The organism is Sphaerisporangium sp. NPDC005289 (assembly GCF_040607455.1).
GTDB classification, from domain to species: Bacteria; Actinomycetota; Actinomycetes; order Streptosporangiales; family Streptosporangiaceae; genus Sphaerisporangium; species Sphaerisporangium rhizosphaerae.
Genome location: NZ_JBEXGS010000016.1, coordinates 1 through 21,348 on the forward strand (window position 1 = coordinate 1; position 21,348 = coordinate 21,348).

A 21,348-nucleotide genomic window follows, 5' to 3' on the forward strand; every position below is an offset into this window, starting at 1 on the left:
GAGGGGGTGCGGCGGCGGGCGGCCGAGGAGATCAAGGACACCGCCCGGGCCGCGGCCAAGCTCGGGGTGAACACCGTGGTCGGGTTCACCGGGTCGTCGATCTGGCACACGGTGGCGATGTTCCCGCCGGTGCCGCCGTCGATGCTGGAGGCGGGGTACCAGGACTTCGCCGACCGGTGGAACCCGATCTTGGACGTGTTCGACGAGGTGGGGGTGCGGTTCGCTCACGAGGTGCACCCCAGTGAGATCGCCTACGACTACCACACCACGGTGGCCGCGCTGGAGGCGATCGGGCACCGGCCGGCGTTCGGGCTGAACTGGGACCCTTCGCACATGGTGTGGCAGCAGATCGACCCGGTGAACTTCATCCTGGACTTCGCCGATCGGATCTATCACGTGGACTGCAAGGACGCCAAGGTCCGGATCGGTGATGGTCGCCGGGGCCGGTTGTCGTCGCATCTGGCGTGGGCGGATCTGCGCCGGGGCTGGGACTTCGTGTCGACCGGCCGGGGGGATGTGCCCTGGGAGGACTGTTTCCGGGCGCTGAACTCCATCGGCTATGACGGGCCGATCTCGGTGGAATGGGAGGACGCGGGTATGGACCGCCTGGCCGGCGCTCCCGAGGCGCTGGCCTACGTCAAGGCCCTCAACGCCATCACCCCGCCCACCGCAGCCTTCGACGCCGCCTTCTCCTCAGACTGACCGTCCCTGCGGCGCTTCGGCCCGAGCCCATGGCGGCGGCCGTCCGCGTAGCCCGCGAGCAGCGGTTGTGCGCGGCATCGCTGACACCGGATCAGGTCCGCAGTGCGCTTGAGACGTGGCGGAAACACCGGCCGGCCCCATGACCGTTCGTCGTGGTGGCCGGCCTCGCGTCACCGTACGCTGGAGGAATGAGCGTGGATCCGTTGCCGGACTGGGTGATCCCCCCGCAGGGAGGGTTCACCGCCGATGACTTCTTCCGGATGCCCGGTCTTCCCCCGCACACCGAATTGATCGACGGGAGTCTCGTTTTCGTGAGCCCCCAGGCGAAGTGGCACAGCCGCGTCATCAACCTCCTGGTGGGAGAGCTCGACGCGCAGGCGCCCCCTCATCTGAGGGCCGACCGCGAGATGGCGGTCCGGCTGGCGAAGCGGCAGGTCCCCGAGCCGGACGTCGTCGTCGTGACCGCCGACGCCTACGAGCGCGACGAACCGTCCACCTTCTACCGGCCGGAGGATGTCGTCCTCGCCATCGAGGCGGTCTCGCCCGACTCGGAGGATCGCGACCGGGACACCAAGCCCAGGAAGTACGCCGCCGCCGGGATCAGGCACTTCTGGCGGTTGGAGAGCTCGGAAGGCAGGACGGTGGCCTACGTGTACGAACGTGACCCCGCCTGCGGCGTCTATGCGTTGACCGGCATCCACCACGACCGTCTCAAGGTGGCCGATCCTTACCCGATCGACATCGACCTCACCGCCGTCGGTACGCGTCGGCGGTGAGCCGTGAGGGCTCGCACGGGCTCTTCCTCGGTGCTGTCAGGCGCCACTGTGCTCGACGCCGACGGCGGCGCCACCCGGGGTGGCGCCGCCGAGGGGGAGGGGATCAGTCGAAGACGACGATCTGGCGGAGCACCTCGCCGGAGCGCAGGGCGGCGACGGCGTCGTTGAGGTCGGCGAGCTTGATCCGCGAACTGATCATGCTCTCCAGGTCGAGCTTCCCGGCCTTCCACAACTCGGCGAAGAACGGGAAGTCGTGGCGCACGTCGCTGCCCCCGTACAGCGAGCTGAGCAGGTTCTTGCCCTCGAACAGCAGGCTGAACGCCGACAGCGGCACCGTGTCGTCCATGGCGCCGGCCCCGACCACGATGACGTCCCCGCCCCGGCGGGTGGCCTGCCAGGCCGACATGATCGACGCCGACTTGCCGACCACCTCGAAGCCGTAGTCGAACCCGCGTCCCCCTGTCAGCTCACCGATGGCGCCCATGAGCTGGTCGGGGGTGCAGGCGTGCGTCGCGCCGACCTTCTTGGCCAGGGCGTGCTTGGACTCGAGCGGGTCCACCGCCAGGATCGTCGTCGCGCCCGACACCCGGGCCCCCTGGATGACCGACAGGCCCACGCCGCCGCACCCGATCACGGCCACGCTGGAGCCGGGACGGACCTTCGCGGTGTTGATCGCCGCGCCGACGCCCGTGGTGATGCCGCAGCCGATCAGCGCCGCCACCTCGTACGGCACCTCCGGGTCGACCTTGATCGCGCCCTGCCAGGGGACGACGATCTCCTCGGCCCACGTGCCACAGCCGGCCATGCCGAACGCGGAGCTCTCGCCGCCGTAGCGGAACCGCGCCAGGGTGAAGCTCTCCATGACGTAGGTCATGCACAGGTACGGCTGGCCGACCAGGCAGTTGGGGCAGGTGCCGCAGGCCGGCGTCCAGTTGATGATGACGTGGTCGCCGGGCTGGACGGTGGTGACGTGGTCCCCGACCTCCACGACCTCGCCCGCGCCCTCGTGTCCCGGGATCACCGGCAGGGGCATCGGCAGCACGCCGGTCAGCACCGACAGGTCCGAGTGGCAGACGCCGGTGGCCTTGATCCTCACCCGGACGTCCGTCGGCCCCACCGGGGTGAGGGTGAAGTCGTCGCGGATGTCGAGCTTGTCGTCACCGACGGCGTGCAGCAGGGCGGCTCGCATGGGGGACCTCCTTGAGGTTCGGCCTACTCGTCCTCGAGGGAGAGCGCGGCCTTGGGACAGGATCGGACCGCGTGGCGCACGCGGTCGAGCATCTCCGGCGGGGGCTCGGGGAGCAGAACGTGCAGATTGTCGTCGTCGTCCACTTCGAAGACCTCGGGCGCCAGTCCCATGCAGACCGCGTTGGCCTCGCAGACGTCGTAGTCGACCTTGATTTTCATCGGAGCCTTCCTCGCAATACGGACCCTTCACAGCCGAGATTAGGCCGTGGCGGGCGCCGAAAGCTTGCGATGGTCCCAGGAAACCACCCGGGTCGGCTCGACGATGTAGGCGACGCGCTTGCGGCCGGTGTGCTCGACGTACCCGCGAAGCTCCGGAGTCACGTCGGCGTCGGTCAGTCCTGTCATGCGCTTGGTGATGTCCATGCCGATGTCCAGGACGGCCTCCGGCTCGGTGACCAGGCGCGTCGTGCCGTACAGCAGGACGCCCCGCAGCTGGGCGTAGTCGTCGCCGGCCTCGACCAGGCAGGACGCGCGAGGGTCGCGGGCGAGGTTGCGCGTCTTCTGGGCCTTGCCGTAGGTCCAGAACGTCAGCCGGCCCTCGGTGAGCCCGTAGAACATCGTCACCATGTGCGGCGTCCCGTCCGCGTTGATCGTCCCGAGCTGGAACTTCCGCGACTCCCGCAGGAACGCCTCCACCTCGTCATCGGACATCACTATGCGAGCACGCTGGTTCACCCAGGAAGTAGAACACGTTCCACCACACCCCACAAGAGTCCGACGGAACATTGTTCGGATCGCCCGCCGGCCATCCTCAGCGCTGCCTACCTCCAGGCCGCGACGACGTCGTCCGGCCCCCACACCAGGTCCAGGCCCAGCCCGGAAACGACCCCCGACAGGGACACCGCGACGAGCCCGCCCGAGTCGTGGCCGGGGATCTGGGCGGCGGACTCACGAAGCCGGTGCAGGTCATGGGCGTCGAAGGCCGTGCCCAGCCACTTGATCGAACCGGCGAAGCGCACATGACGTGCGACCGGCGCCCGGTCGGCGCCCACAAGGTCCACCTCCGGGTCGAAGCGCCGGTTCCACCACCCCCCCACCGCCTCCACGTCGTCCCACGGAAGGCGCTCGGCCGCGGCGGCCATCGTCAGCGCCTCCCGGATCACCGGCTCGACCGCGCGACCGCGCAGCGAGGACCAGCGGCGTTCGACGAGCTTGACCGCGGCGTCCAACTGGCCACGTCGCGACCTCTCCGCGGCGGCGCGCAGAACCCCGAGATACAGGCGCAGATTGTGATCGGCCACCCGGTAGAGGGGGGGCTTACCCGGCTGCGTCGACAAGGGCTCCTCAACGGCCAGTACCCGCTTCTCCTCGGTCAGGCGGCGCAGGAGGGGGGAAACGGAGCCGGAGGCCAGAGCGCCCTGGCGTCCCCCGGCCGTCGCCGCGATGTTCGCCTGTGTCCTTTCCCCGCTGCCGACCGCCTCCAGAATCCGACGGGCCTGATCAGGCGTCGGGAACTCGGCGAGCAAGGATGCCTCGGGGACGTTGAAGAGCGGGGAGGCCGGGTCGGCGCACTCCTGCCGGATGAACTCCAGGGCGGGGGTGCCGTGCGGCCACGCGCGGAGGATGCCCGGCAGACCACCGGAGGTGAGATAGGCGTCGATGGCGTCGCCGCCGCTCAGCCCGAGCGCGTCGGCGGTCTCGGCGGGGTTCAGCGGCCCGAGGACCATGGCGTCCGCCCGGCCGAAGAACGGACGGTCGTAGGCGGTGAAGCGCTCCATCATGTGCAGATCGCTGCCGAGCAGCAGCAACAGGACCGGCCGGTCGCTCAGCAGCCTGTCCCACGCCGTCTGCAAGGCGCCGTCGAACAACTCGTCCTGCTCGGCCAGCCACGGCACCTCGTCGATCACCACGACCGACGGGTGATCGGGAAGCGTCGTGGAAAGGATGCGGAACGCGTCGGGCCAGTTGCCGGCGCCCGCCTGGGGCACGGCCTCGGGTCGTGCGGGCAACGGGGATTCGCGCAGTTCGGCGCAGAAGGCGTCGACGGACTCGACCGGAGACATGCCCTTGGTGGCGGTGAAGAAGAAGTAGGGCACCTGCGTGCGATCGCAGAACTCCTGCACCAGTCGTGATTTGCCGACCTGGCGGCGCCCCCGGATCGCGACCGCGGCACCGGTGCCCGTGGCCCGTACGCGCTCCAGTCGCTTCCCCAGAGCTCCCAGCTCCGCCCCGCGCCCGACGAACGCCGTCCTCGGCATGCCTCTCCTATGTAGACGCCATCTACGTAGATGCAGCCTACCTTGAGGACGCCCTGGCTGGTGGGAGTGCGATGAGGGCTGCCTCCTCGGCCATACGTCCGAGCGAGAGCACGCCGGCACGCCGGCGGCGGTCTCACCGCCTGGGGACGCTTCCCGATGCCCTACCATTTGCACCGGAAATGCACTAAAAGAACGGTTTGTCCGGTGAACTCCCACTTCTTCGACCTGCTGGCGGGCTGTCACCTGCGCTTGGTCGGCACCCCGCTGGTAGCCCCCGAGACCACGGCGCGCTGGCTGTACGAGGACGCGCCCTTCGGGGTGCTGGCACACGACGCGGGGGACGACCCTCGCTTCACCTATGCGAACCTCGCCGCCCAGCGATGCTTCGAATACGACTGGGAGGAGTTCGTCGGCATGCCCTCCCGCCTCTCGGCGGAACCTGACCAGCGGGAGGACCGCCAGTGGCTCCTGGACGCCGTCCACCGTGACGGCTTCGCGACCGGTTACCGGGGGCGGCGCATCGCCAAGTCAGGACGCCGGTTCTGGATCGAGAACGTGACGATGTGGAACCTCGTAGAGGACGGAGTCCTCGTGGGCCAGGCGGCATCCTTCCAGCACTGCCGAGACGCCTGACACCCGCCACGGTGAACCTGCGCGGCGTCGCGTTCCGTCGAGTGGGCCGCTCGCCTGACGACCGCTACGGCGGGCCCGGCGGCGTCGCGTTCCCGCATGCCCGTTGAGGCGGCGGCACTTGCGGCTTGGAGAACGGACCGCCCGTCTGGCGACTGCCACGGCGTGCCCGGGCGGCGTCGCATTCCCGTCGAGCGGAGCGTGCGGGCCCCGCTCGTCGTGCCGCGACCGTCGCCGCCGGAGGCGGTGAGGTCGGGTGGGCGCGGCATTCGAGAGTGGCGGCATGGGCAACGGGTGGGTCCACCGCCCTGACCGGCGTCACGGATGTTCTTGATAGTGCATGGTCGAATGGTCGCATGGTCGAGCGGGATGTGACCCGACCATGCGAGGTTACGGCGTGAGGGGTCAGGGGCCCAGGGTGCCGGAGCGTACGCCTTGGAGGAAGGCGGCGAACTCGGGGGTGGGGACGGACAGGACGGCGGGGCTTTGCACCTTGCTGTCCCGGATGCCGACCGTCGACCCGGTGCCGAATCTGGCCACCTCGACGCAGTCTCCACCGTTGTTGCTGTAGCCACTTTTGAGCCATCCGCCAGGGGAGTGACGGTTCTCTAACCTGGGGCGATCAGCGCTCACGTCGATCACGCATCCTTTGCCACTTGGGCGATCAGGCTCCGGCTCTGGTCCGGGTCAAAGGCCTTCGCTCGCAGGTGAGTACACCGATCATCTCAATCGATCGGTGAGGTCGCCGAGTTTCACGCTGTGGACGAAGGTATGCCATCCAGCGGAGGTGATGCTCACAGCGGGTTGGAGAAGCTCCTTGGAGTCGCGGATGGCCACGATTCCCGGCTGGTTGACCGCCACTTCGACACAGTTGTTCCCACTGCCGCTCCGGCTGCTCTTCCGCCACTGGGCGTCGGCCAGGTTGGTCATCAGGACAGGTGCTCCTTGGCCTTGGTGATGAACTCCATCGATTCCTCAGGAGACAGGGCGGCATCACAGATATGCCCGAATACCACCTTATAGCGGCCCACGTGTTCAGAGCTCTCTACATAGACGTCACCTGCCGTACCTTCGACATAAGCCACGTCCGGATCGGTATCTTCGGTGAACGACAGGATTGTGAAGGCTCCCTCCAGGCCAGGGTGGGCTCCCACGTTGTATGGGAGAAGGCGAAGGATGACGTTGGGGCGTCGAGCCGACGTGAGCAAGGCGTCCAGTTGAAAGCGCATCGCCTCAACGCCTCCGATCGGCCGGCGAATGACTCCTTCGTCGAGCACGATATGTAGTTCTGGGGCGTTCGGCCGACTGAGAAGCGTTCGTCGTGCCATGCGTGCCATCACGCGCCTATGGACGTCTTCCGCCTCATAGACGGCGGATCGGCCGGCACTGATCACCGCTCTCGCGTAGTCCTCGGTCTGCAGCAATCCTGGAACGAGTTGCACCTCCCATTGGCGGATGACGGAGGCTTCGTCCTCAAGACCGATGTAGGAGCCGGTGAAGACGTCGGCGTAGGCCGTCCACCATCCACGTTGGCGGACTTCCTTCGCCAGCTGGATCAAACCTGCGCGTGCTGAGGAGTTCACGCCGTACAAGTCGCAGATCTGGGCCACGTCTGCGGTGCTCGCCCGAGTGCGACCCGTCTCGATCCGGCTCACCTTGCTACGGCTCCAACCGAGGCGGGCGGCGACTGCCTCGGGACTCAGGCCGTTCGCTTCCCGCAGTCGGCGTAGTTCCCCTGCCAGTCGGCGGAGCCGCACTGTCGGACTGTAGGTCGGTGCCATGTCGCCAAGTGTGCCCGAGCGAATGATCGCCGGCAGGCGCGTGTCGCGCTCATACAGAATCTGCACAGTGCATTGACAAGCTGCACAGGTCGATCAGACGATGGCCCCGACTTAACCGAGCGTCATCAATCCGCTCCTCTGTGTCGCGATGGCAAGACGTATCTGCCATGGGTTACGGGAGCGCGGTGGCGCGAGTGAACCGAGGCAACTTTGCGATAGGAGGTCGGCGTGACCGCGGCCAATGCAGAGCAGCAGTTCATCCATCTCGTACGGCTTGCTTGGGACCTGCGGAAACGGGGGCTTAGGGTGGCCGTCGAGCTGCCGAGCCGGGATCAGCCCGTTCTGCTGCTCGCCCGGACGCCGGGCCCGGTGAGGGTCATGGCCGTGGCGCTCGACGGCAGGTGGTTCTTCACCTGGGGGCGCGGGCGCGCTCGCCGGATCCGGGCGCTGGCGGACGACGCGGCCGACCGGGTCTGGGAGGTGGCGCAGTGAGGACGAGCGGGCTTATGGGCAGCGTCCACTTGCCCGGCAGGGCCATCTCGGTTCCGGTGGCGCGGGCTTTCGTGCGCGAGCTGCTGGGGGCGGCGGGATGGGCCGAAGCCGACGACGTCCTGTTGCTGGTCAGCGAACTGGTGACCAACGCCGTTCGGTACTCGGACTCCGGTCGCCGCCCGAACGGGCTCGTCGCGTTGACGGTCACCGACAACGGCCGCTCCCTGCGCGTCGACGTGCTGGACGAGGGATCGCGGGACGGGGCGCCATGCGTCCGGGAGGCCGGCTCCGAGAGCGACAACGGCCGGGGGCTGTGGCTGGTCGAGCACATCGCCTCCGCCTAGGGCGTGCGGGAGGACGAGACCGGCCGTACCGTCTGGTTCGAGGTGAGCGCCCCCCCGTTGACGTGGCTCTTCCGGTCGGTCAGAGATGTGGGCCCGGGCGCGGAGTCGTGATGGGCCTCCGGGTGCGTGGTGCGTGCGTGGTGTGGTGCGCAGCCGACCTGGACACGCCCGCCTCCGGCGGTGATCATCGCGGTGCCGGACCCAGCCATGACCGGCACAGGATTCACCTCCACCCCGCACCCGAGGGAGGTTCACTGGAACATTATTCGGTGGGGTTTGGGTGGGGAAGGGGGGCACCTTTCGAGCGACTGCGGTGTTGATAGATAGGGTGCATCCGCATTGGCCGCACAAAGAGGAAAAATCATGACTCACGTGTCCATGCCGGCGGACCTGCGTCACGTGGCCGAGCGCGCGAAGGGCTTCATGCCCTCCAACGAGGGCCAGGCCCTCTTCGAGACCGCGTACACGTACGGATCCCTCGGTCCCATCTGCGAGATCGGCACCTACTGCGGCAAGTCGGCCATCTACCTCGGCGCCGCCGCCCGGCAGGTCGGGTCGGTCGTCTTCACCGTCGACCACCACCGCGGCTCGGAGGAGATCCAGCCCGGCTGGGCCCACCACGACCCCACCCTGATGGACCCGCGGTTCGGGAAGATGGACTCCCTGCCCTTCTTCCGGGCGGCCATCGCCAAGGCCGGGCTGGAGGAGGAGGTCATCGCCGTCGTGGGACGGTCGGAGACGGTGGCCCGTTACTGGAACACCCGCCTGGCGATGCTGTTCATCGACGGGGGACACTCCGAGGGGCCGGTGACCAGCGATTACGAGGGCTGGGCGCCGCACGTCATGGTGGGCGGGGCCTTGGTGTTCCACGACATCTACCCCGACCCCGCCGACGGCGGCCAGGCTCCGCTCCGTGTCTTCGAGCGCGCGCTGGCCTCCGGCGACTTCAAGGAGGTCGCGGCCGAGGGTTCGCTGCGCGTGCTCCAGCGCGTCGGCTTCTCCGCCTGACGCCCGCCGAGGTCAGGACTCGGGGGCGTCGGGAGCGGGGGCGCCGGTGTAGGCGGCCGTGGTGCGCGCGGCCGCGGCGCGGGCCTTGGCCTCGTCGGTGCCGGCGGCGATGTCGGCGTCGGCCCAGCGGTCGCTGCTGAGCGCCGTGAAGGTCTTGCCCTCCTCGGAGGCCGCCCAGGCCGCTCCGGCCGCGAGGTCGACGGGCTGCCCGGTGGACAGGTGCAGGGCCAGGCCGACCAGGCCCATGTCCCAGCCGATGCCGACCGCGCCGGGGCCGAACTGCTCCCAGTGGTCTTCTGGCAGGGCGATGTGCTCCAGCTCGAACCGGGCGCGGCCGTCGCCCTCGGGGGTCAGGCGGACCTCGATCCAGCTCACGTTGCCGCCGAACTCCCAGGTGGCCGAGAAGCCCTTCGGCGGGTCGCAGCGCTCGACGACGCCGCCCGCGTTGCCCTCGAACTGGTAGCGGCCGTGCAGGCGCAGATCGCCGGAGACGGGCAGGAACCACCGGGCGATGCGCTCGGGGTCGGTGCAGGCCTCCCACAGGTCTTCGACGGTGGTGTCGTAGGTCTGGCCGATGGTGACGGTGACGGCCTCGCCGGCTTCGAGCATGCGGGTGCCGACCTGCCGCCGGACGGCGTTGATCTGCTGGTTGACGTCGATCATCGGGTATCCCCTTGCCTTGGTGCCTCGCCTGGGTCGCGGAGCCGGCGTTCGCGTTTGCCGCGGGCCAGCTCTGTCGCCAGCGCGTCCAGATGCGGAGTCCAGTAGCGCCGGAAGCGTTCGAGCCATGCGTCGATGTCGCGAAGCGGGTCGAGGTTGACCGCGTAGAGGCGGCGGGCGCCCTCGGGACGCACCGTCGCGAACCCGCCGTCGCGCAGCACCCGCAGGTGCTGTGAGACGGCCGGCTGCGAGATGCCGAACTCTTCCTGGATGACCGCGCTCACCGCGCCGGAGGTCTTCTCTCCGTCGGCGAGCAGCAGTTCCAGGATCCTGCGGCGCACCGGGTCGCCGAGCACATCGAACGCATGCACGAGTAATATGTATCAGCCAAGCCTTATATAAGGCAAGTCTTCTATGCTTCCGTCGCAGCGACGGACGAGCCAGGGAGAGAACCATCTGGGTACGCTGTCCACGAAACGCTCACCGGACGGGGCGCCGTAACCGGCGCCGGCATCGCCGTACCACGACCCGCCGACCCGGCGCCGATCACATCCGGCACACGGGCGGGGTGGGGAGCCGCGCCCTGCGCGCGTAGGTGGTCACCGCGCCGGGGTCCTGTGCCGGGGATCCGTCGGCCACTTCTCATGTGATTCCACCGCGTCGAAGGCGGAAGGACCACCAGCCGACCTCGCCTATCGAGGCCACCGACTTGGTGGGCGAACCCCGGCGGGTCAGGTGCGGCTGGAGGCGGGGGAGCAGCCGCAGGCGTCGGGGTCGATCACCGGGACGGCGAAGCGGCCCGCGTCGCGGAACAGCGAGGACGCCGGTGTGGCGCCCGAGAGGGCGTCGGCGGCCAGGACGACCGCGGCGGCGGTGTAGGCGGACTGCTCGTGCGGGAACCATGCCCCGTTCACGAACTGCCAGCCGGTCCAGTAGGAGCCGTTGTCGTGCCGCAGGTGCTGCATGTCCCGGTAGACGGCGAGGGCCCGCTCCCGTTCGCCGGCCGCGTCCAGCGCGAGGGCCAGCTCGCACGACTCGGCTCCGGTCACCCACGGCTGGTCGGACACGCACCGGATGCCGAGGCCGGGGACGACGAAGGTGTCCCACTCCTCCTCCAGCCGCACCAGCGCGTCGGTCCCGCGCACCGCGCCGCCCAGCACGGGGTAGTACCAGTCCATCGAGAAGCGGCTCTTGTCGGCGAACGCCTCGGGGTGGGCGGCCAGCACGTGCCCGAGCCGGTCGGCGGCGAGCTCCCAGTCGGGCTGGGGGTCGCCCAGGTGCTCGCCGAGCAGCACGCCGCAGCGCAGTCCCTGGTAGATCGACGAGCACCCGGTCAGCAGGGCGTACTGCGCGGGGACGCCGGCGGCCGAGCGCTCCCAGACGATCTCCCCGCGGGCCGTCTGCAGGCCGACGACGAAGTCCAGCGCCTTCCTGACGACCGGCCACATCGCGCGGGCGAAGTGCTCGTCCCCGGTGACCAGCAGCTCGTGGCGCACGCCCACGGCGAGGTACGCGGCGTGGTTGCTCTCGCCGTTCGCCTCGGCGGCCGCGCCGCGCACCATCTTCATCGGCCATGAGCCGTCGTCGCGCTGGCGCCGCGCCAGCCAGTCGTAGCCCTTCCTGGCCTCGGCGGTGAGCCCGGCGGCGCTCATGGCCATCAGGCACTCGACGTGGTTCCAGGCGTCGACGTGCCCTTCGGGCCACGGCACGCCGCCGTCGGGCTGCTGGACGGCGGCGATGCTGCGCGCGGTCGCGAGGACCTGTTCCGCGGTGATGATGCCCGGTACCGCCGGGACGGCGCCCGTCGAGACCGGTTCGGTCATGTCGGCTTCCGGACGTAGACCACCACGCTCTTGCCGATCAGGGGGTTGAGCAGGGACTCGGCGACCCGGGTCAGCGGCGGGCGCTTCATGATGTCCCACACGAGCAGCTCGTGGTAGGCCTTGGCCAGCGGGTGGTCGTCGTCGTTCACGCCGACCGCGCACTTGATCCACCAGTACGGCGAGTGCAGGCCGTGGGCGTGGTGGTGCGGGCCCACCACGAAGCCCGTCGACTTGAGCTTGGCGGTGAGCTCGGCCAGCGTGTAGATGCGGACGTGGCCGCCGGGCGCGGTGTGGTAGTCCTCCGACAGCGCCCAGCAGATGCGCTCGGGCAGGAAGCTCGGCACGGTGATCGCCGCCCGGCCGCCCGGCTTGAGCACCCGCAGGATCTCGCGCATCGCCGTCATGTCGTCGGGGATGTGCTCCAGCACCTCGGCCGCGATCACCCGGTCGAAGGAGGCGTCCGGGAAGGGCATGGCCAGCGCGTCGCCGGTCACCGTCTCGGCGGTGGCCTCGGCGGGCACCTCGCCGGCCTTGTCCATGGCGGCGAACATGTTCGCGACGCCTTCCAGCTCGGCCGCGTCCTGGTCGAAGGCCACCACGTCGGCGCCGCGGCGCAGCACCTCGAAGGCGTGGCGGCCGCCGCCGCAGCCGAGGTCCAGCACCCGTACCCCGGGTCCGACCGGAAGCTTGCCGAAGTCGACGGTCAGCACTTACCGCTCCCCTTTCCTGCGGGCCTCGATGGCCTCGTGATAGGCCTCGACGGTCCGCTTGGCGACCACGTGCCAGGTGTAGCGCTCCATCACCCGGTCGTATCCGGCCCGGCCGACCCGCTCGCGCTCCTGCGGCGAGTCGTGCAGGCGGCGCAGCACCGCGGCCAGCTCCTCGGGGTCGCCGGGGGCGACCTGGACGGCGGCGTCGCCGACCACCTCGGGCAGCGCGCCCGTGCGGCTGGCGACCAGCGGGGTCGCGCAGGCCATGTGCTCGACGGCGGGCAGCGAGAAGCCCTCGTAGAGGGACGGCACCACCGAGATCTCGGAGGTCGCGATCAGCTCGCCGAGCTCGTCGTCGCTGATGCCGTGCACGAACCGCACCCGGTCGCCGAGCGCGAGTTCCTGGACGAGCTTCTCGGTGGGCCCGCCGGGCGTCGGCCTGCTGACCACCGTCAGGTTGACGTCGCGTTCGGTGGCGAGCTTGGCGACCGCGCGCAGCAGGGTGGCGACGCCCTTCATGGGCGAGTCGGCGCTGGCCACGGCGACGATCGATCCCTTGCGCCTGGGCAGGTGCGGGCGCGGGTGGAAGTACCGGGTGTCGACGCCGAGCGGGATGAGCCGCATGCTGCTCTGCGGGACGTTGAAGTCGCGGTGGATGTCGGCCAGGCTCGACTCGCTGACCGTGAGGATCGGCTTCAGACGGGGCGCGACGATGCTCTGCATGCGGACGAAGCCGTACCAGCGGCGCATCGAGAGCTGCTTGCGCAGCGGCGCGGCCTCCAGCTCGATGCGCCGGTCGACGCTGATCGGGTGGTGGATGGTGCCGACGACCGGGAAGAGCTTCTGGATGCCGAGCACGCCGTAGCCGAGCGTCTGGTTGTCCTGGACGACGTCGAAGTCGCCGCGGCGCTTCTTCAGCTCGCGCAGCGCGCGCAGGCTGAAGGTCAGCGGCTCGGGGAAGCCGGCGGTCCACATCGTGGCGACCTCGAGCACGTCGATCCAGTCGCGGTACTCGTCGCGGGCGGGAGTGCGGAAGGGGTCCTCGTCGCGGTACAGGTCGAGGCTCGGCACCTTGGTGAGCACGACGCCCTCGTCCAGCTCCGGGTAGGGCGGGCCGGAGAAGACCTCGACGTAGTGGCCGAGCGCGACCAGCTCGCGGCTGAGGTGGCGCAGGTAGACGCCCTGGCCGCCGCAGGTGGGCTTGCTCCGGTACGACAGGAGGGCGACCCGCAGCCTGCCCGGTTCCCGCTCCCGCTGGTCGTCTGGAACCTCCACGGACACCCCTTTCGAGAGCGGTGCTCGGCGGTCGCCGCCCGGGCACACCACAAAGCCGATCTTAGCCGCGAAGCCTACCATCTGGGTGTGAACCAGCACCTAATGTGGAATTAGGCCCCAAACGGCTCTCACACCTCACGAGCTGGGACGTTAGAGTTACCGAACACCACTCGGTAGAACCTGTTCTACCGAGGCGGAGGGGCGGCGCCTCGGCAGCCCATGGCGCTCGACGCACCCCTTGGCGGTACATTCGCGTCTTACAGCTCACAGTTCGGGTGAGGCCGCGCAAGCCGCCGAGCCCGGAGAACAAGGAGGACCCGTTGGCCAGGCGTGCGCTGATCACTGGCATCACCGGGCAGGACGGCTCCTACCTCGCCGAGCATCTGCTCGACCAGGGCTACGACGTCTGGGGCCTGGTGCGCGGCCAGGCCAACCCGCGGGTCTCGCGCGTGCGCCGGCTGCTGCAGGACGTCCAGCTCGTCCGGGGGGACCTGCTCGACCAGGGTTCGCTGATCAGCGCGGTGGAGCGCGTCCAGCCCGACGAGGTCTACAACCTGGGCGCCATCTCGTTCGTGCCGATGTCCTGGGAGCAGGCCGAACTGACGGCCGAGGTGACCGGCATGGGCGTGCTGCGCATGCTGGAGGCGATCAGGGTCTGCTCGGGCATCACCTCCTCGCGCGCCTCCGGTTCAGGCCAGATCCGGTTCTACCAGGCGTCCTCGTCGGAGATGTTCGGCCAGGTGCGCGAGACCCCGCAGAACGAGCGCACGCCGTTCCACCCGCGCTCCCCCTACGGCGTGGCCAAGGCGTACGGGCACTTCCTCACCCAGAACTACCGCGAGTCCTACGGCATGTTCGCCGTCTCCGGCATCCTGTTCAACCACGAGTCCCCGCGGCGCGGCGCCGAGTTCGTCACGCGCAAGGTGACGCTGGGCGTCGCGCGGATCAAGCTCGGCCTGGCCTCGGAGCTGCGGCTGGGCAACCTCGAGGCCCGCCGCGACTGGGGGTTCGCCGGGGACTACGTCCAGGCCATGCGGCTGATGCTGCGGGCCGGCACCCCGGAGGACTACGTCATCGGCACCGGCCGCACGCACTCGGTGCGCGAACTGGTCGTTGCGGCGTTCGAGGCGGCGCAGCTCGACTGGGAGCGCTACGTGGTCGCCGACCGGACGCTGCACCGGCCCGCCGAGGTGGACCTGCTGTGCGCCGACCCCAAGAAGGCCCGCGTCCAGCTCGGCTGGGAGCCCGCGGTGACCTTCGAGGAGCTGGTCACGATGATGGTCGAGTCCGACGTCCGGCTGCTGTCGCAGGGCGCCGACCCCGAGCAGGACTCCTCCTGGCCATGAGCCGATGGGCGCGGCCGATCCCGGGCCGATCGGCGCACCGGCCGCGCCGATCGGCCGATCAGCCGATCGGGTCGTTCAGCCGATCCACGCGCCCGTGGTGAAGTTGCCGACGTTGATCGCCATGACGGGCAGCATGACCGCCATGACCGTCCAGAAGAGCCATGGTCGCTTCACGCCCGCCCAGCCGAGCGCCAGCCACAGCGGGAACCAGGTGAGCGACGCCCGCCCAATGGACAGGTAGAACGACGACAGGGTCAGGAACGACAGCACCTGCGGCACCATGTACGCCAGATCCGGCCAGCGGCGGCGCACCGCCAGCCAGACCGCCAGGGCCAGCAGCACCGCCGCGGCGGCGATCTCCTCGTAGTAGGAGGTGGTCAGCGAGGGGACGTCGTCGGACATGTTCCAGGTGTTGAGGAACGCCTCCCACGGCCACACGGTGTGCCGGCCCCAGTACTGCGCCTGGACGCTGTTGTAGGCCAGCGGGTCGCCGGTGCGCGTCCAGTGGTACAGGGTGTAGAGGGCCACCGGGACGGCGGGCAGGGCCAGCCAGGGCCACGCGCGCCGGTTCTCGGGCGCCTTGCGGCCGTTGGCGGCCACCAGGTACATGACCACCAGGCCGACGGCCAGGAACAGCCCGGAGATGCGGACCGCCGCGGCCGCCGCCGCGCACAGGGCCGCGTCCTCCCAGCGGCCCTTGCGGGCCAGCAGCCACGCCGGGAAGGCCAGCGCCAGGAACAGGGACTCGGAGTAGCCGGTGAACAGGAAGGCGGCGAAGGGGCTAAGGAACAGGGCGCCCACGGCGAACGGGCCGCTGCCCTTGAGCATGTGCTCGGCCAGCCGCGACAGCGCCACGGCGGCGACCGCGCTGGCCACCAGCGAGATCAGCACCGTGGCCAGGCGGCCGTCGTGCACGATGGGCTTCAGCAGTCTGATCAGCAGCGCCATGCCGGGGAAGAACGCGGGCAGCTTGGCGCTGTCCTGCATGCCGGGCGGGCCGTCGTAGCCGTAGTCGGCGATGGCGATGAAGTTCTCGGCGTCCCAGCGGGTGAGCCGGTTGATGAAGGGGTCGGTGGTGCGCCCCGGGGCGGCCAGGTAGGCGTAGATCAGGAAGCCGACGTGCGAGCACAGCCAGATGAGCAGCGCCTTGCGGTCGGTCGCGTCGGTGACGAATCGCGGCGGCCACCACCGCCTCTGGACGGCCGTCCCGCCGTCTCCCGTGTCGTCCTCCTGCTGGTGCTCGTCCGCGCGTCCGCCGGTCGCCGTCCCGTTCGCGCGTCCGCCGGCCGCCGCCTCGTCTTCGGCGACGGTCTCGACCTCGTCTCGGGCGAGCGTCACGGACCCGTCGGCGCCGGCCGTCTCGGGCACGCGCTCGCGGGCGTCCTCGGGCGGAGGCGCGGGGGCCTTCTCGGGCACGGGCTCGGCGACCGTCTCGGGCGCGGTGCCGGTGTCCCGCGGGGTCACGGGGGCCGGTTCGGGCCCGGACGCGGCGGCGGGCAGGGACGCGGTCCGGACCGGCTCGCGTGGTGGGGTGCGTTCCATCACCAGGACACCCTGATATATCCGACAAATTCCTGACAAGCGATTACGCGTCATCCGTCATGCGCGGAGAGAGAACGAACCATCCGACCTGGGGTGACGCCCGGGCGTTCCGGCGGCCACCACGCCCCCCGGGAGCGCGGCGCGAAACTTTCACGGCCGTGCCGGGCGTCCGCGGGCGTCCCCGCGGCGGTGAGAGCGGTGCCGAGGGGAGGGGAGAGGGGCCGCGGACGTCACCTGTGCACGTACGTCCAGCCTGCATGGAAAAGCGGAACGCCCGCCTCGCTCGGCGGGTGCCGAGGAGGCGGGCGTTCCACTCGGAGGCGGAGAACCGGCCTGGCCGGTCAGATCTGGACGGGAAGGCTCTTGATGCCGTTGATGAAGTACGACCGCAGGCGCTTGGCCTCGCCGGCCGGGCGCAGGTCGGGCATGCGCTGCGCCAGCACCTCGAACAGCACCCGCAGCTCCAGCTTGGCCAGGTGGTTGCCCAGGCAGAAGTGGGCGCCGCCGCCGCCGAAGCCGATGTGCGGGTTCGGGTCGCGGCCGATGTCGAAGCCGCCCGGAGCGGCGAAGACGTCCTCGTCGCGGTTGGCCGAGGAGTAGAACACCACGACCTTGTCGCCCTCCTTGACCTGCTTGCCGTGCAGGGTGGTGTCGCGGGTGGCGGTGCGGCGGAACAGGTTGACCGGCGAGACCCAGCGGACGATCTCGTCGGCCGCGGTGCGGGCGAGGGACGGGTCGCGGACCAGCCGCTCCCACTGCTCGGGGTGCTCGAACAGCGCGAGCATGCCGCCCGACGCCGCGTTGCGGGTGGTCTCGTTGCCCGCGACGACCAGCAGCAGGACGAACAGGTCGAACTCGTCCTCGCTCAGCGACTCGCCGTCGTCGCCCGGCTGGAGCAGCTTGGTGACGATGTCGTCGCGCGGCTCCTCGCGGCGCCGGGCGGCGAGCTGGTTGGCGTAGGCGTAGACCTCCATCGCCGCCGCCTGGCCCTCCTCGGGGCTGGTGGCGTAGTCGGGGTCCTGGCTGCCGATCATGCGGTTGGACCACTGGAACAGCTTGTCGCGGTCCTCGACCGGCGCGCCGAGCAGCTCGCAGATCACGTACAGGGGGAGCGGGGCCGCCACGTCGGTGACGAAGTCCACCTCGCCCTTGGCGGTCGCCTCGTCCACCAGGCCGTGGCAGATGTCGCGGATGTGGTCCTCGAGGATGCCGATCTGGCGCGGGGTGAAGCCGCGGTTGACCAGCGAGCGCCGGCGGGTGTGCTCCGGCGGGTCCTGGTTGAGCATCATCATCCGCTGGAGCTGGCGCTGCTCCTCGGCCATCTCGTTGAACAGGGCCAGGCTCCTGCTGGAGGAGAACACATCGGAACGGCGGGAGATGTGCACGACGTCCTCGTGCTTGGTGACGGCCCAGAAGCCCGGCCAGCCCGGCTCCTGCTCGCCCTCGTGCCAGAAGACCGGATCGTTGGCGCGCAGCCACCTGAGCTGCTCGTGCGGGACGCCGGAGCGCGCGTAGTGGTCCTGGTCGACGAGGTTGATTTCCATATGACCGCCCGGGGGAGTTGATCAAGCGCTTGGTCGGCAGGTTTTCTGAAACGTGTTCTATTACGGCCGCCGGAGCCCGTCAAGGCACGCCAGGATGGGAATACCCTGCCGGGCCGCCGTACCACCACGTCCAGGGGTCAGGTTACGAGATGGTGAAAGCACTGTCGCGATGACGGCACAGCCATCGGATGAATAGGCGGACAGCCTCGCCAACCCTCTTGACGTGCGCGCATCTCCGCGTAGTCTTCTTTTCCAACACATCCGATGAATATGGGGGAGACGCGTGAAGCTGCTGCGAGTCGGACCGCCCGGAGAGGAACGGCCCGCCGTCCTGGACGACGCCGGCCGCCCGCGTGACCTGCGCGGCGTCCTCGGGCAGGGCGTCGACTTCGACGGGGACTTCTTCGCCTCGGGCCGGATCGAACGTGTGGCGATCGCCCTGCGGGCCGGCGAACTGCCGCCGCTCGACGAGGAGGCCGCGCCGGGGACCACGGAGGGCCGTGTCGGGGCGCCGATCGCCCGTCCGGGCAAGGTCGTCTGCGTCGGCCTCAACTACCGCGACCACGCCGAGGAGACCGGGGCGTCCATCCCCGGCGAGCCGATCATCTTCATGAAGGCCCCCAACACCGTCGTCGGGCCCGAGGACGAGGTCCTCATCCCGCGCGGCAGCGTGAAGACCGACTGGGAGGTCGAGTTGGGCGTCGTCATCGGCAGGACCGCCCGCTACCTCGGCACCCACGAGGAGGCGCTGGCCTGCGTCGCCGGCTACGCCGTCTCCAACGACGTCTCCGAGCGGGAGTTCCAGCTCGAGCGCGGCGGTCAGTGGGACAAGGGCAAGTCGTGCGAGACGTTCAACCCGCTCGGCCCCTGGCTGGTCACCGCCGACGAGGTGCCCGACCCGCAGAGCCTCGGCCTGCGGCTGTGGGTCAACGGCGAGGCCCGGCAGGACGGCAGCACCGCGAACATGATCTTCGGGGTGGCCGAGATCGTCCGCTACCTCAGCCAGTTCATGGTCCTGGAGCCCGGCGACCTGATCAACACCGGCACGCCCGCCGGCGTCGCCCTGGGCATGCCCGGCCAGCCGTACCTGGTCAAGGGCGACGTGGTCGAGCTGGAGATCGACGGCCTGGGCCGCCAGCGCCAGACGGTGGGTCAGGCATGAGCCGCGCACCGCTGATCATCGCCCTGGAGACCCACGACATCCGGTTCCCCACCTCCCAGGAGCTGGACGGGTCCGACGCGATGAACCCCGACCCCGACTACTCCGCCGCCTACGTGGTCCTGCGGACCGACGGCGGCGTCGACGGCCACGGCTTCGCCTTCACCATCGGCCGGGGCAACGACGTGCAGACCGCCGCCATCGCCGCCCTGGAGCCGTTCGTCGTGGGCCGCCGCCCCGACGACCTCGGCGCCCTGTACAAGGAGATGGTGCACGACTCCCAGCTTCGCTGGCTCGGCCCGGAGAAGGGCGTCATGCACATGGCGATCTCCGCGGTCGTCAACGCGCTGTGGGACCTCAAGGCCAAGCTGGAGGGCAAGCCGCTCTGGCAACTGCTGAGCGAGATGTCCCCCGAGGAGCTCGTCGACCTGGTCGACTTCCGCTACCTCAGCGACGCGCTCACCCCCGGCGAGGCACTGGAGATTTTGCGCCGCGCCGAGCCGGGCCGCGCCGAGCGCGCCGCCGACCTGCGGGCCAACGGCTACGCCGCCTACACCACCTCCCCGGGGTGGCTCGGCTACGACGACGACAAGCTGCGCCGCCTGTGCCGGGAGGCGATCGCTGCGGGCTTCACCCAGATCAAGCTCAAGGTCGGCGCCGACCTCGACGACGACCTGCGCCGCATGCGCATCGCCCGCGAGGTCTGCGGCCCCGGCTTCCGCATCGCGATCGACGCCAACCAGCGCTGGGACGTCGGCGCGGCCATCACCTGGGTGAACGCGCTCAGGGAGTACGACCCGTACTGGATCGAGGAGCCCACCAGCCCCGACGATGTGCTCGGCCACGCCACCGTCGCCCGGGCCCTGGCGCCGATCAAGGTGGCCACCGGCGAGCACGTGCAGAACCGCGTGGTCTTCAAGCAGATGCTCCAGGCCGGTTCGATGTCGATCGTGCAACTCGACTCCGCCCGCGTCGGCGGGGTGAACGAGAACATCGCGATCCTGCTGCTCGCCGCCAAGTTCGGCGTGCCCGTCTGCCCGCACGCCGGCGGCGTCGGCCTGTGCGAGCTGGTGCAGCACCTGGCCATGTTCGACTACGTGGCGGTCAGCGGCAGCCGGCAGGACCGGGTGATCGAGTACGTCGACCACCTGCACGAGCACTTCGTCGACCCCGTGGTGGTCAAGAACGGCCGCTACCAGGCGCCGGACGCGCCCGGGTTCAGCGCCGCCATGCGCCCGGAGTCGATCTCCGCCCACACCTTCCCCGGCGGGCGCGTCTGGGCCGGCGGCGACGTCGAGGAGGGGGCCGCATGAGCGAGCTGGAAGGGCTGTCCGCGCTGGTCACCGGCGGCGGCTCGGGCATCGGCCTGGCGACCGCCGAGCTGCTCGCCGAGCGCGGCGCCCGGGTGGCCTGCCTGGACCTCGACCCGCCGGGCGAGCCGTTCGTCGGCGTCAAGGCCGACGTCACCGACGACGCCGCGGTCCGCTCCGCCGTCGCGGCGGCGGCCGGACGGCTCGGCGGCATCGACATCCTGGTCAACAACGCCGGCATCGGCGCGGCCGGGACGGTCGAGTCCAACCCCGACGAGGAGTGGTTCCGCGTCCTGGACGTCAACCTCCTCGGCATCGTCCGGGTCACCAGGGCGGCGCTGCCGCACCTGCGCGCGTCCGCCCACGCGGCCATCGTCAACACCTGTTCGATCGCGGCCACGGCCGGACTGCCCGACCGTGCGCTCTACAGCGCGTCCAAGGGCGCGATCCTGTCGCTGACGCTGGCCATGGCCGCCGACCACATCGGCGAGGGCATCCGCGTCAACTGCGTCAACCCGGGCACCGCCGACACCCCCTGGGTGCAGCGGCTGCTCGCCGTGGCGCCGGACCCGCAGGCCGAACGCCGCGCGCTGGAGGCCCGTCAGCCGATGGGCCGGCTGGTCAGCGCCCAGGAGGTCGCCGCGGCCATCGCCTACCTCGCCGGCCCGCTGGCGTCGAGCACGACGGGCACCGTGCTCGACGTGGACGGCGGCATGCACGGCCTGCGGCTGCGTCCCAAAACCTAGCCGTCCAAGACCTGGCCTTCCGGTCCCACCTCCCCCGGCCCGCCGCTCCTCACC

24 protein-coding genes are annotated in these 21,348 nt (G+C 70.2%); 10 read left to right on the forward strand and 14 right to left on the reverse strand.

Features of this window, described 5'->3' with window-relative positions; genetic code table 11:
- Together ABZT47_RS25700 and ABZT47_RS25705 are read left to right on the forward strand one after the other, a co-directional pair.
- Window positions 1-702: sugar phosphate isomerase/epimerase family protein (locus ABZT47_RS25700; RefSeq protein WP_354847003.1), on the forward strand; the 702-nt coding region annotated here is incomplete at its 5' end.
- A 188-nt stretch (window positions 703-890) separates the two neighbouring features.
- Window positions 891-1,478, forward strand: a complete 588-nt coding sequence (locus ABZT47_RS25705; RefSeq protein ID WP_354847006.1) for a Uma2 family endonuclease — start codon at window positions 891-893, stop codon at window positions 1,476-1,478.
- Window positions 1,479-1,581: 103 nt separating this feature from the next.
- Here the strand turns inward: ABZT47_RS25705 and ABZT47_RS25710 are convergent, their stop codons facing one another.
- The 4 genes from ABZT47_RS25710 to ABZT47_RS25725 all read right to left on the reverse strand — a co-directional run bounded on the left by ABZT47_RS25710 (window position 1,582) and on the right by ABZT47_RS25725 (window position 4,924).
- A complete protein-coding gene (locus tag ABZT47_RS25710) occupies window positions 1,582-2,667 on the reverse strand; it encodes a Zn-dependent alcohol dehydrogenase (protein ID WP_354847009.1) in 1,086 nt (361 codons plus the stop codon).
- Between the two features lie 23 nt (window positions 2,668-2,690).
- A complete protein-coding gene (locus ABZT47_RS25715) occupies window positions 2,691-2,885 on the reverse strand; it encodes a ferredoxin (RefSeq protein ID WP_354847011.1) in 195 nt (64 codons plus the stop codon).
- Window positions 2,886-2,924: 39 nt separating this feature from the next.
- On the reverse strand, window positions 2,925-3,401 hold the full coding sequence (locus tag ABZT47_RS25720; RefSeq protein ID WP_354847014.1) for a pyridoxamine 5'-phosphate oxidase family protein: 477 nt from the start codon (window positions 3,399-3,401) through the stop codon (window positions 2,925-2,927).
- Window positions 3,402-3,487: 86 nt separating this feature from the next.
- Window positions 3,488-4,924, reverse strand: a complete 1,437-nt coding sequence (locus ABZT47_RS25725) for an AAA family ATPase (protein WP_354847017.1) — start codon at window positions 4,922-4,924, stop codon at window positions 3,488-3,490.
- A gap of 204 nt (window positions 4,925-5,128) precedes the next feature.
- Here ABZT47_RS25725 and ABZT47_RS25730 point away from each other — a divergent pair, with 204 nt between their 5' ends.
- Window positions 5,129-5,557: an MEKHLA domain-containing protein gene (locus ABZT47_RS25730; RefSeq protein WP_354847019.1), complete on the forward strand. Its 429-nt coding sequence runs from the start codon at window positions 5,129-5,131 to the stop codon at window positions 5,555-5,557.
- Window positions 5,558-5,959: 402 nt separating this feature from the next.
- On the opposite strand, the gene ABZT47_RS25735 is transcribed toward ABZT47_RS25730, so the two are convergent.
- From ABZT47_RS25735 to ABZT47_RS25745, 3 genes are all read right to left on the reverse strand, one after another.
- Window positions 5,960-6,196: a DUF397 domain-containing protein gene (locus tag ABZT47_RS25735; protein WP_354847022.1), complete on the reverse strand. Its 237-nt coding sequence runs from the start codon at window positions 6,194-6,196 to the stop codon at window positions 5,960-5,962.
- A 78-nt stretch (window positions 6,197-6,274) separates the two neighbouring features.
- Window positions 6,275-6,484 (reverse strand): DUF397 domain-containing protein, encoded by a 210-nt coding sequence (locus ABZT47_RS25740; RefSeq protein WP_354847024.1) that lies wholly within the window; start codon window positions 6,482-6,484, stop codon window positions 6,275-6,277.
- The gene (locus ABZT47_RS25745; RefSeq protein ID WP_354847027.1) at window positions 6,484-7,401 is read right to left on the reverse strand and encodes a helix-turn-helix transcriptional regulator; all 918 of its coding nucleotides are present in this window, start codon (window positions 7,399-7,401) and stop codon (window positions 6,484-6,486) included. Before ABZT47_RS25745 ends, ABZT47_RS25740 begins: the two co-directional genes overlap by 1 nt.
- A gap of 162 nt (window positions 7,402-7,563) precedes the next feature.
- Here ABZT47_RS25745 and ABZT47_RS25750 point away from each other — a divergent pair, with 162 nt between their 5' ends.
- From ABZT47_RS25750 to ABZT47_RS25760, 3 genes are all read left to right on the forward strand, one after another.
- Window positions 7,564-7,827 carry a hypothetical protein gene (locus ABZT47_RS25750; protein ID WP_354847030.1) on the forward strand — a complete coding sequence of 88 codons (264 nt, stop codon included), beginning with the start codon at window positions 7,564-7,566 and terminating at the stop codon, window positions 7,825-7,827.
- A gap of 14 nt (window positions 7,828-7,841) precedes the next feature.
- Entirely contained in the window at window positions 7,842-8,171 is a 330-nt protein-coding gene (locus tag ABZT47_RS25755; protein ID WP_354847033.1) for an ATP-binding protein, read from the forward strand.
- 363 nt (window positions 8,172-8,534) lie between these two features.
- On the forward strand, window positions 8,535-9,179 hold the full coding sequence (locus ABZT47_RS25760) for a class I SAM-dependent methyltransferase (protein WP_354847036.1): 645 nt from the start codon (window positions 8,535-8,537) through the stop codon (window positions 9,177-9,179).
- A 12-nt stretch (window positions 9,180-9,191) separates the two neighbouring features.
- Here the strand turns inward: ABZT47_RS25760 and ABZT47_RS25765 are convergent, their stop codons facing one another.
- The 5 genes from ABZT47_RS25765 to ABZT47_RS25785 form a co-directional block, all read right to left on the reverse strand.
- Entirely contained in the window at window positions 9,192-9,842 is a 651-nt protein-coding gene (locus ABZT47_RS25765; protein WP_354847039.1) for an SRPBCC family protein, read from the reverse strand.
- Window positions 9,839-10,210, reverse strand: coding sequence for a metalloregulator ArsR/SmtB family transcription factor (locus tag ABZT47_RS25770; RefSeq protein WP_354847042.1), 372 nt, complete (start codon window positions 10,208-10,210; stop codon window positions 9,839-9,841). Before ABZT47_RS25770 ends, ABZT47_RS25765 begins: the two co-directional genes overlap by 4 nt.
- Before the next feature lie 360 nt (window positions 10,211-10,570).
- Window positions 10,571-11,662, reverse strand: a complete 1,092-nt coding sequence (locus tag ABZT47_RS25775) for a prenyltransferase (RefSeq protein ID WP_354847045.1) — start codon at window positions 11,660-11,662, stop codon at window positions 10,571-10,573.
- Window positions 11,659-12,372: a methyltransferase domain-containing protein gene (locus ABZT47_RS25780; protein WP_354847047.1), complete on the reverse strand. Its 714-nt coding sequence runs from the start codon at window positions 12,370-12,372 to the stop codon at window positions 11,659-11,661. The genes ABZT47_RS25775 and ABZT47_RS25780 overlap by 4 nt, the downstream gene beginning before the upstream one ends.
- Window positions 12,373-13,647, reverse strand: a complete 1,275-nt coding sequence (locus tag ABZT47_RS25785) for a glycosyltransferase family 4 protein (protein ID WP_354847050.1) — start codon at window positions 13,645-13,647, stop codon at window positions 12,373-12,375.
- Window positions 13,648-13,967: 320 nt separating this feature from the next.
- On the opposite strand from ABZT47_RS25785, the gene ABZT47_RS25790 reads away from it, so the two are divergent.
- A complete protein-coding gene (locus ABZT47_RS25790; protein ID WP_354847053.1) occupies window positions 13,968-14,993 on the forward strand; it encodes a GDP-mannose 4,6-dehydratase in 1,026 nt (341 codons plus the stop codon).
- Between the two features lie 75 nt (window positions 14,994-15,068).
- Here ABZT47_RS25790 and ABZT47_RS25795 read toward each other — a convergent pair whose 3' ends face one another.
- Window positions 15,069-16,535, reverse strand: a complete 1,467-nt coding sequence (locus tag ABZT47_RS25795) for a mannosyltransferase family protein (protein ID WP_354847055.1) — start codon at window positions 16,533-16,535, stop codon at window positions 15,069-15,071.
- A 341-nt stretch (window positions 16,536-16,876) separates the two neighbouring features.
- Window positions 16,877-18,079: a cytochrome P450 gene (locus ABZT47_RS25800; RefSeq protein ID WP_354847058.1), complete on the reverse strand. Its 1,203-nt coding sequence runs from the start codon at window positions 18,077-18,079 to the stop codon at window positions 16,877-16,879.
- Window positions 18,080-18,362: 283 nt separating this feature from the next.
- Between ABZT47_RS25800 and ABZT47_RS25805 the strand changes: the two genes are divergently transcribed.
- Genes ABZT47_RS25805 through ABZT47_RS25815 form a run of 3 tightly spaced genes read left to right on the forward strand, consistent with a single transcriptional unit; the run spans window position 18,363 to window position 21,294 of the window.
- Window positions 18,363-19,241, forward strand: coding sequence for a fumarylacetoacetate hydrolase family protein (locus ABZT47_RS25805; protein WP_354847061.1), 879 nt, complete (start codon window positions 18,363-18,365; stop codon window positions 19,239-19,241).
- Window positions 19,238-20,551, forward strand: coding sequence for an L-fuconate dehydratase (locus ABZT47_RS25810; RefSeq protein WP_354847063.1), 1,314 nt, complete (start codon window positions 19,238-19,240; stop codon window positions 20,549-20,551). Before ABZT47_RS25805 ends, ABZT47_RS25810 begins: the two co-directional genes overlap by 4 nt.
- Window positions 20,548-21,294, forward strand: a complete 747-nt coding sequence (locus ABZT47_RS25815; RefSeq protein ID WP_354847066.1) for an SDR family oxidoreductase — start codon at window positions 20,548-20,550, stop codon at window positions 21,292-21,294. The genes ABZT47_RS25810 and ABZT47_RS25815 overlap by 4 nt, the downstream gene beginning before the upstream one ends.
- Window positions 21,295-21,348: the final 54 nt, after the last annotated feature.

What these genes read in the sequence shown, in the direction of transcription:
- ABZT47_RS25705 (WP_354847006.1), top strand. Translation starts at nt 891, where the DNA reads ATGAGCGTGGATCCGTTGCCGGACTGGGTGATCCCCCCGCAGGGAGGG.
- ABZT47_RS25710 (WP_354847009.1), bottom strand. Translation starts at nt 2,667, where the DNA reads ATGCGAGCCGCCCTGCTGCACGCCGTCGGTGACGACAAGCTCGACATC.
- ABZT47_RS25715 (WP_354847011.1), bottom strand. Translation starts at nt 2,885, where the DNA reads ATGAAAATCAAGGTCGACTACGACGTCTGCGAGGCCAACGCGGTCTGC.
- ABZT47_RS25725 (WP_354847017.1), bottom strand. Translation starts at nt 4,924, where the DNA reads ATGCCGAGGACGGCGTTCGTCGGGCGCGGGGCGGAGCTGGGAGCTCTG.
- ABZT47_RS25740 (WP_354847024.1), bottom strand. Translation starts at nt 6,484, where the DNA reads ATGACCAACCTGGCCGACGCCCAGTGGCGGAAGAGCAGCCGGAGCGGC.
- ABZT47_RS25755 (WP_354847033.1), top strand. Translation starts at nt 7,842, where the DNA reads ATGGGCAGCGTCCACTTGCCCGGCAGGGCCATCTCGGTTCCGGTGGCG.
- ABZT47_RS25760 (WP_354847036.1), top strand. Translation starts at nt 8,535, where the DNA reads ATGACTCACGTGTCCATGCCGGCGGACCTGCGTCACGTGGCCGAGCGC.
- ABZT47_RS25765 (WP_354847039.1), bottom strand. Translation starts at nt 9,842, where the DNA reads ATGATCGACGTCAACCAGCAGATCAACGCCGTCCGGCGGCAGGTCGGC.
- ABZT47_RS25775 (WP_354847045.1), bottom strand. Translation starts at nt 11,662, where the DNA reads ATGACCGAACCGGTCTCGACGGGCGCCGTCCCGGCGGTACCGGGCATC.
- ABZT47_RS25795 (WP_354847055.1), bottom strand. Translation starts at nt 16,535, where the DNA reads ATGGAACGCACCCCACCACGCGAGCCGGTCCGGACCGCGTCCCTGCCC.
- ABZT47_RS25800 (WP_354847058.1), bottom strand. Translation starts at nt 18,079, where the DNA reads ATGGAAATCAACCTCGTCGACCAGGACCACTACGCGCGCTCCGGCGTC.
- ABZT47_RS25810 (WP_354847063.1), top strand. Translation starts at nt 19,238, where the DNA reads ATGAGCCGCGCACCGCTGATCATCGCCCTGGAGACCCACGACATCCGG.
- ABZT47_RS25815 (WP_354847066.1), top strand. Translation starts at nt 20,548, where the DNA reads ATGAGCGAGCTGGAAGGGCTGTCCGCGCTGGTCACCGGCGGCGGCTCG.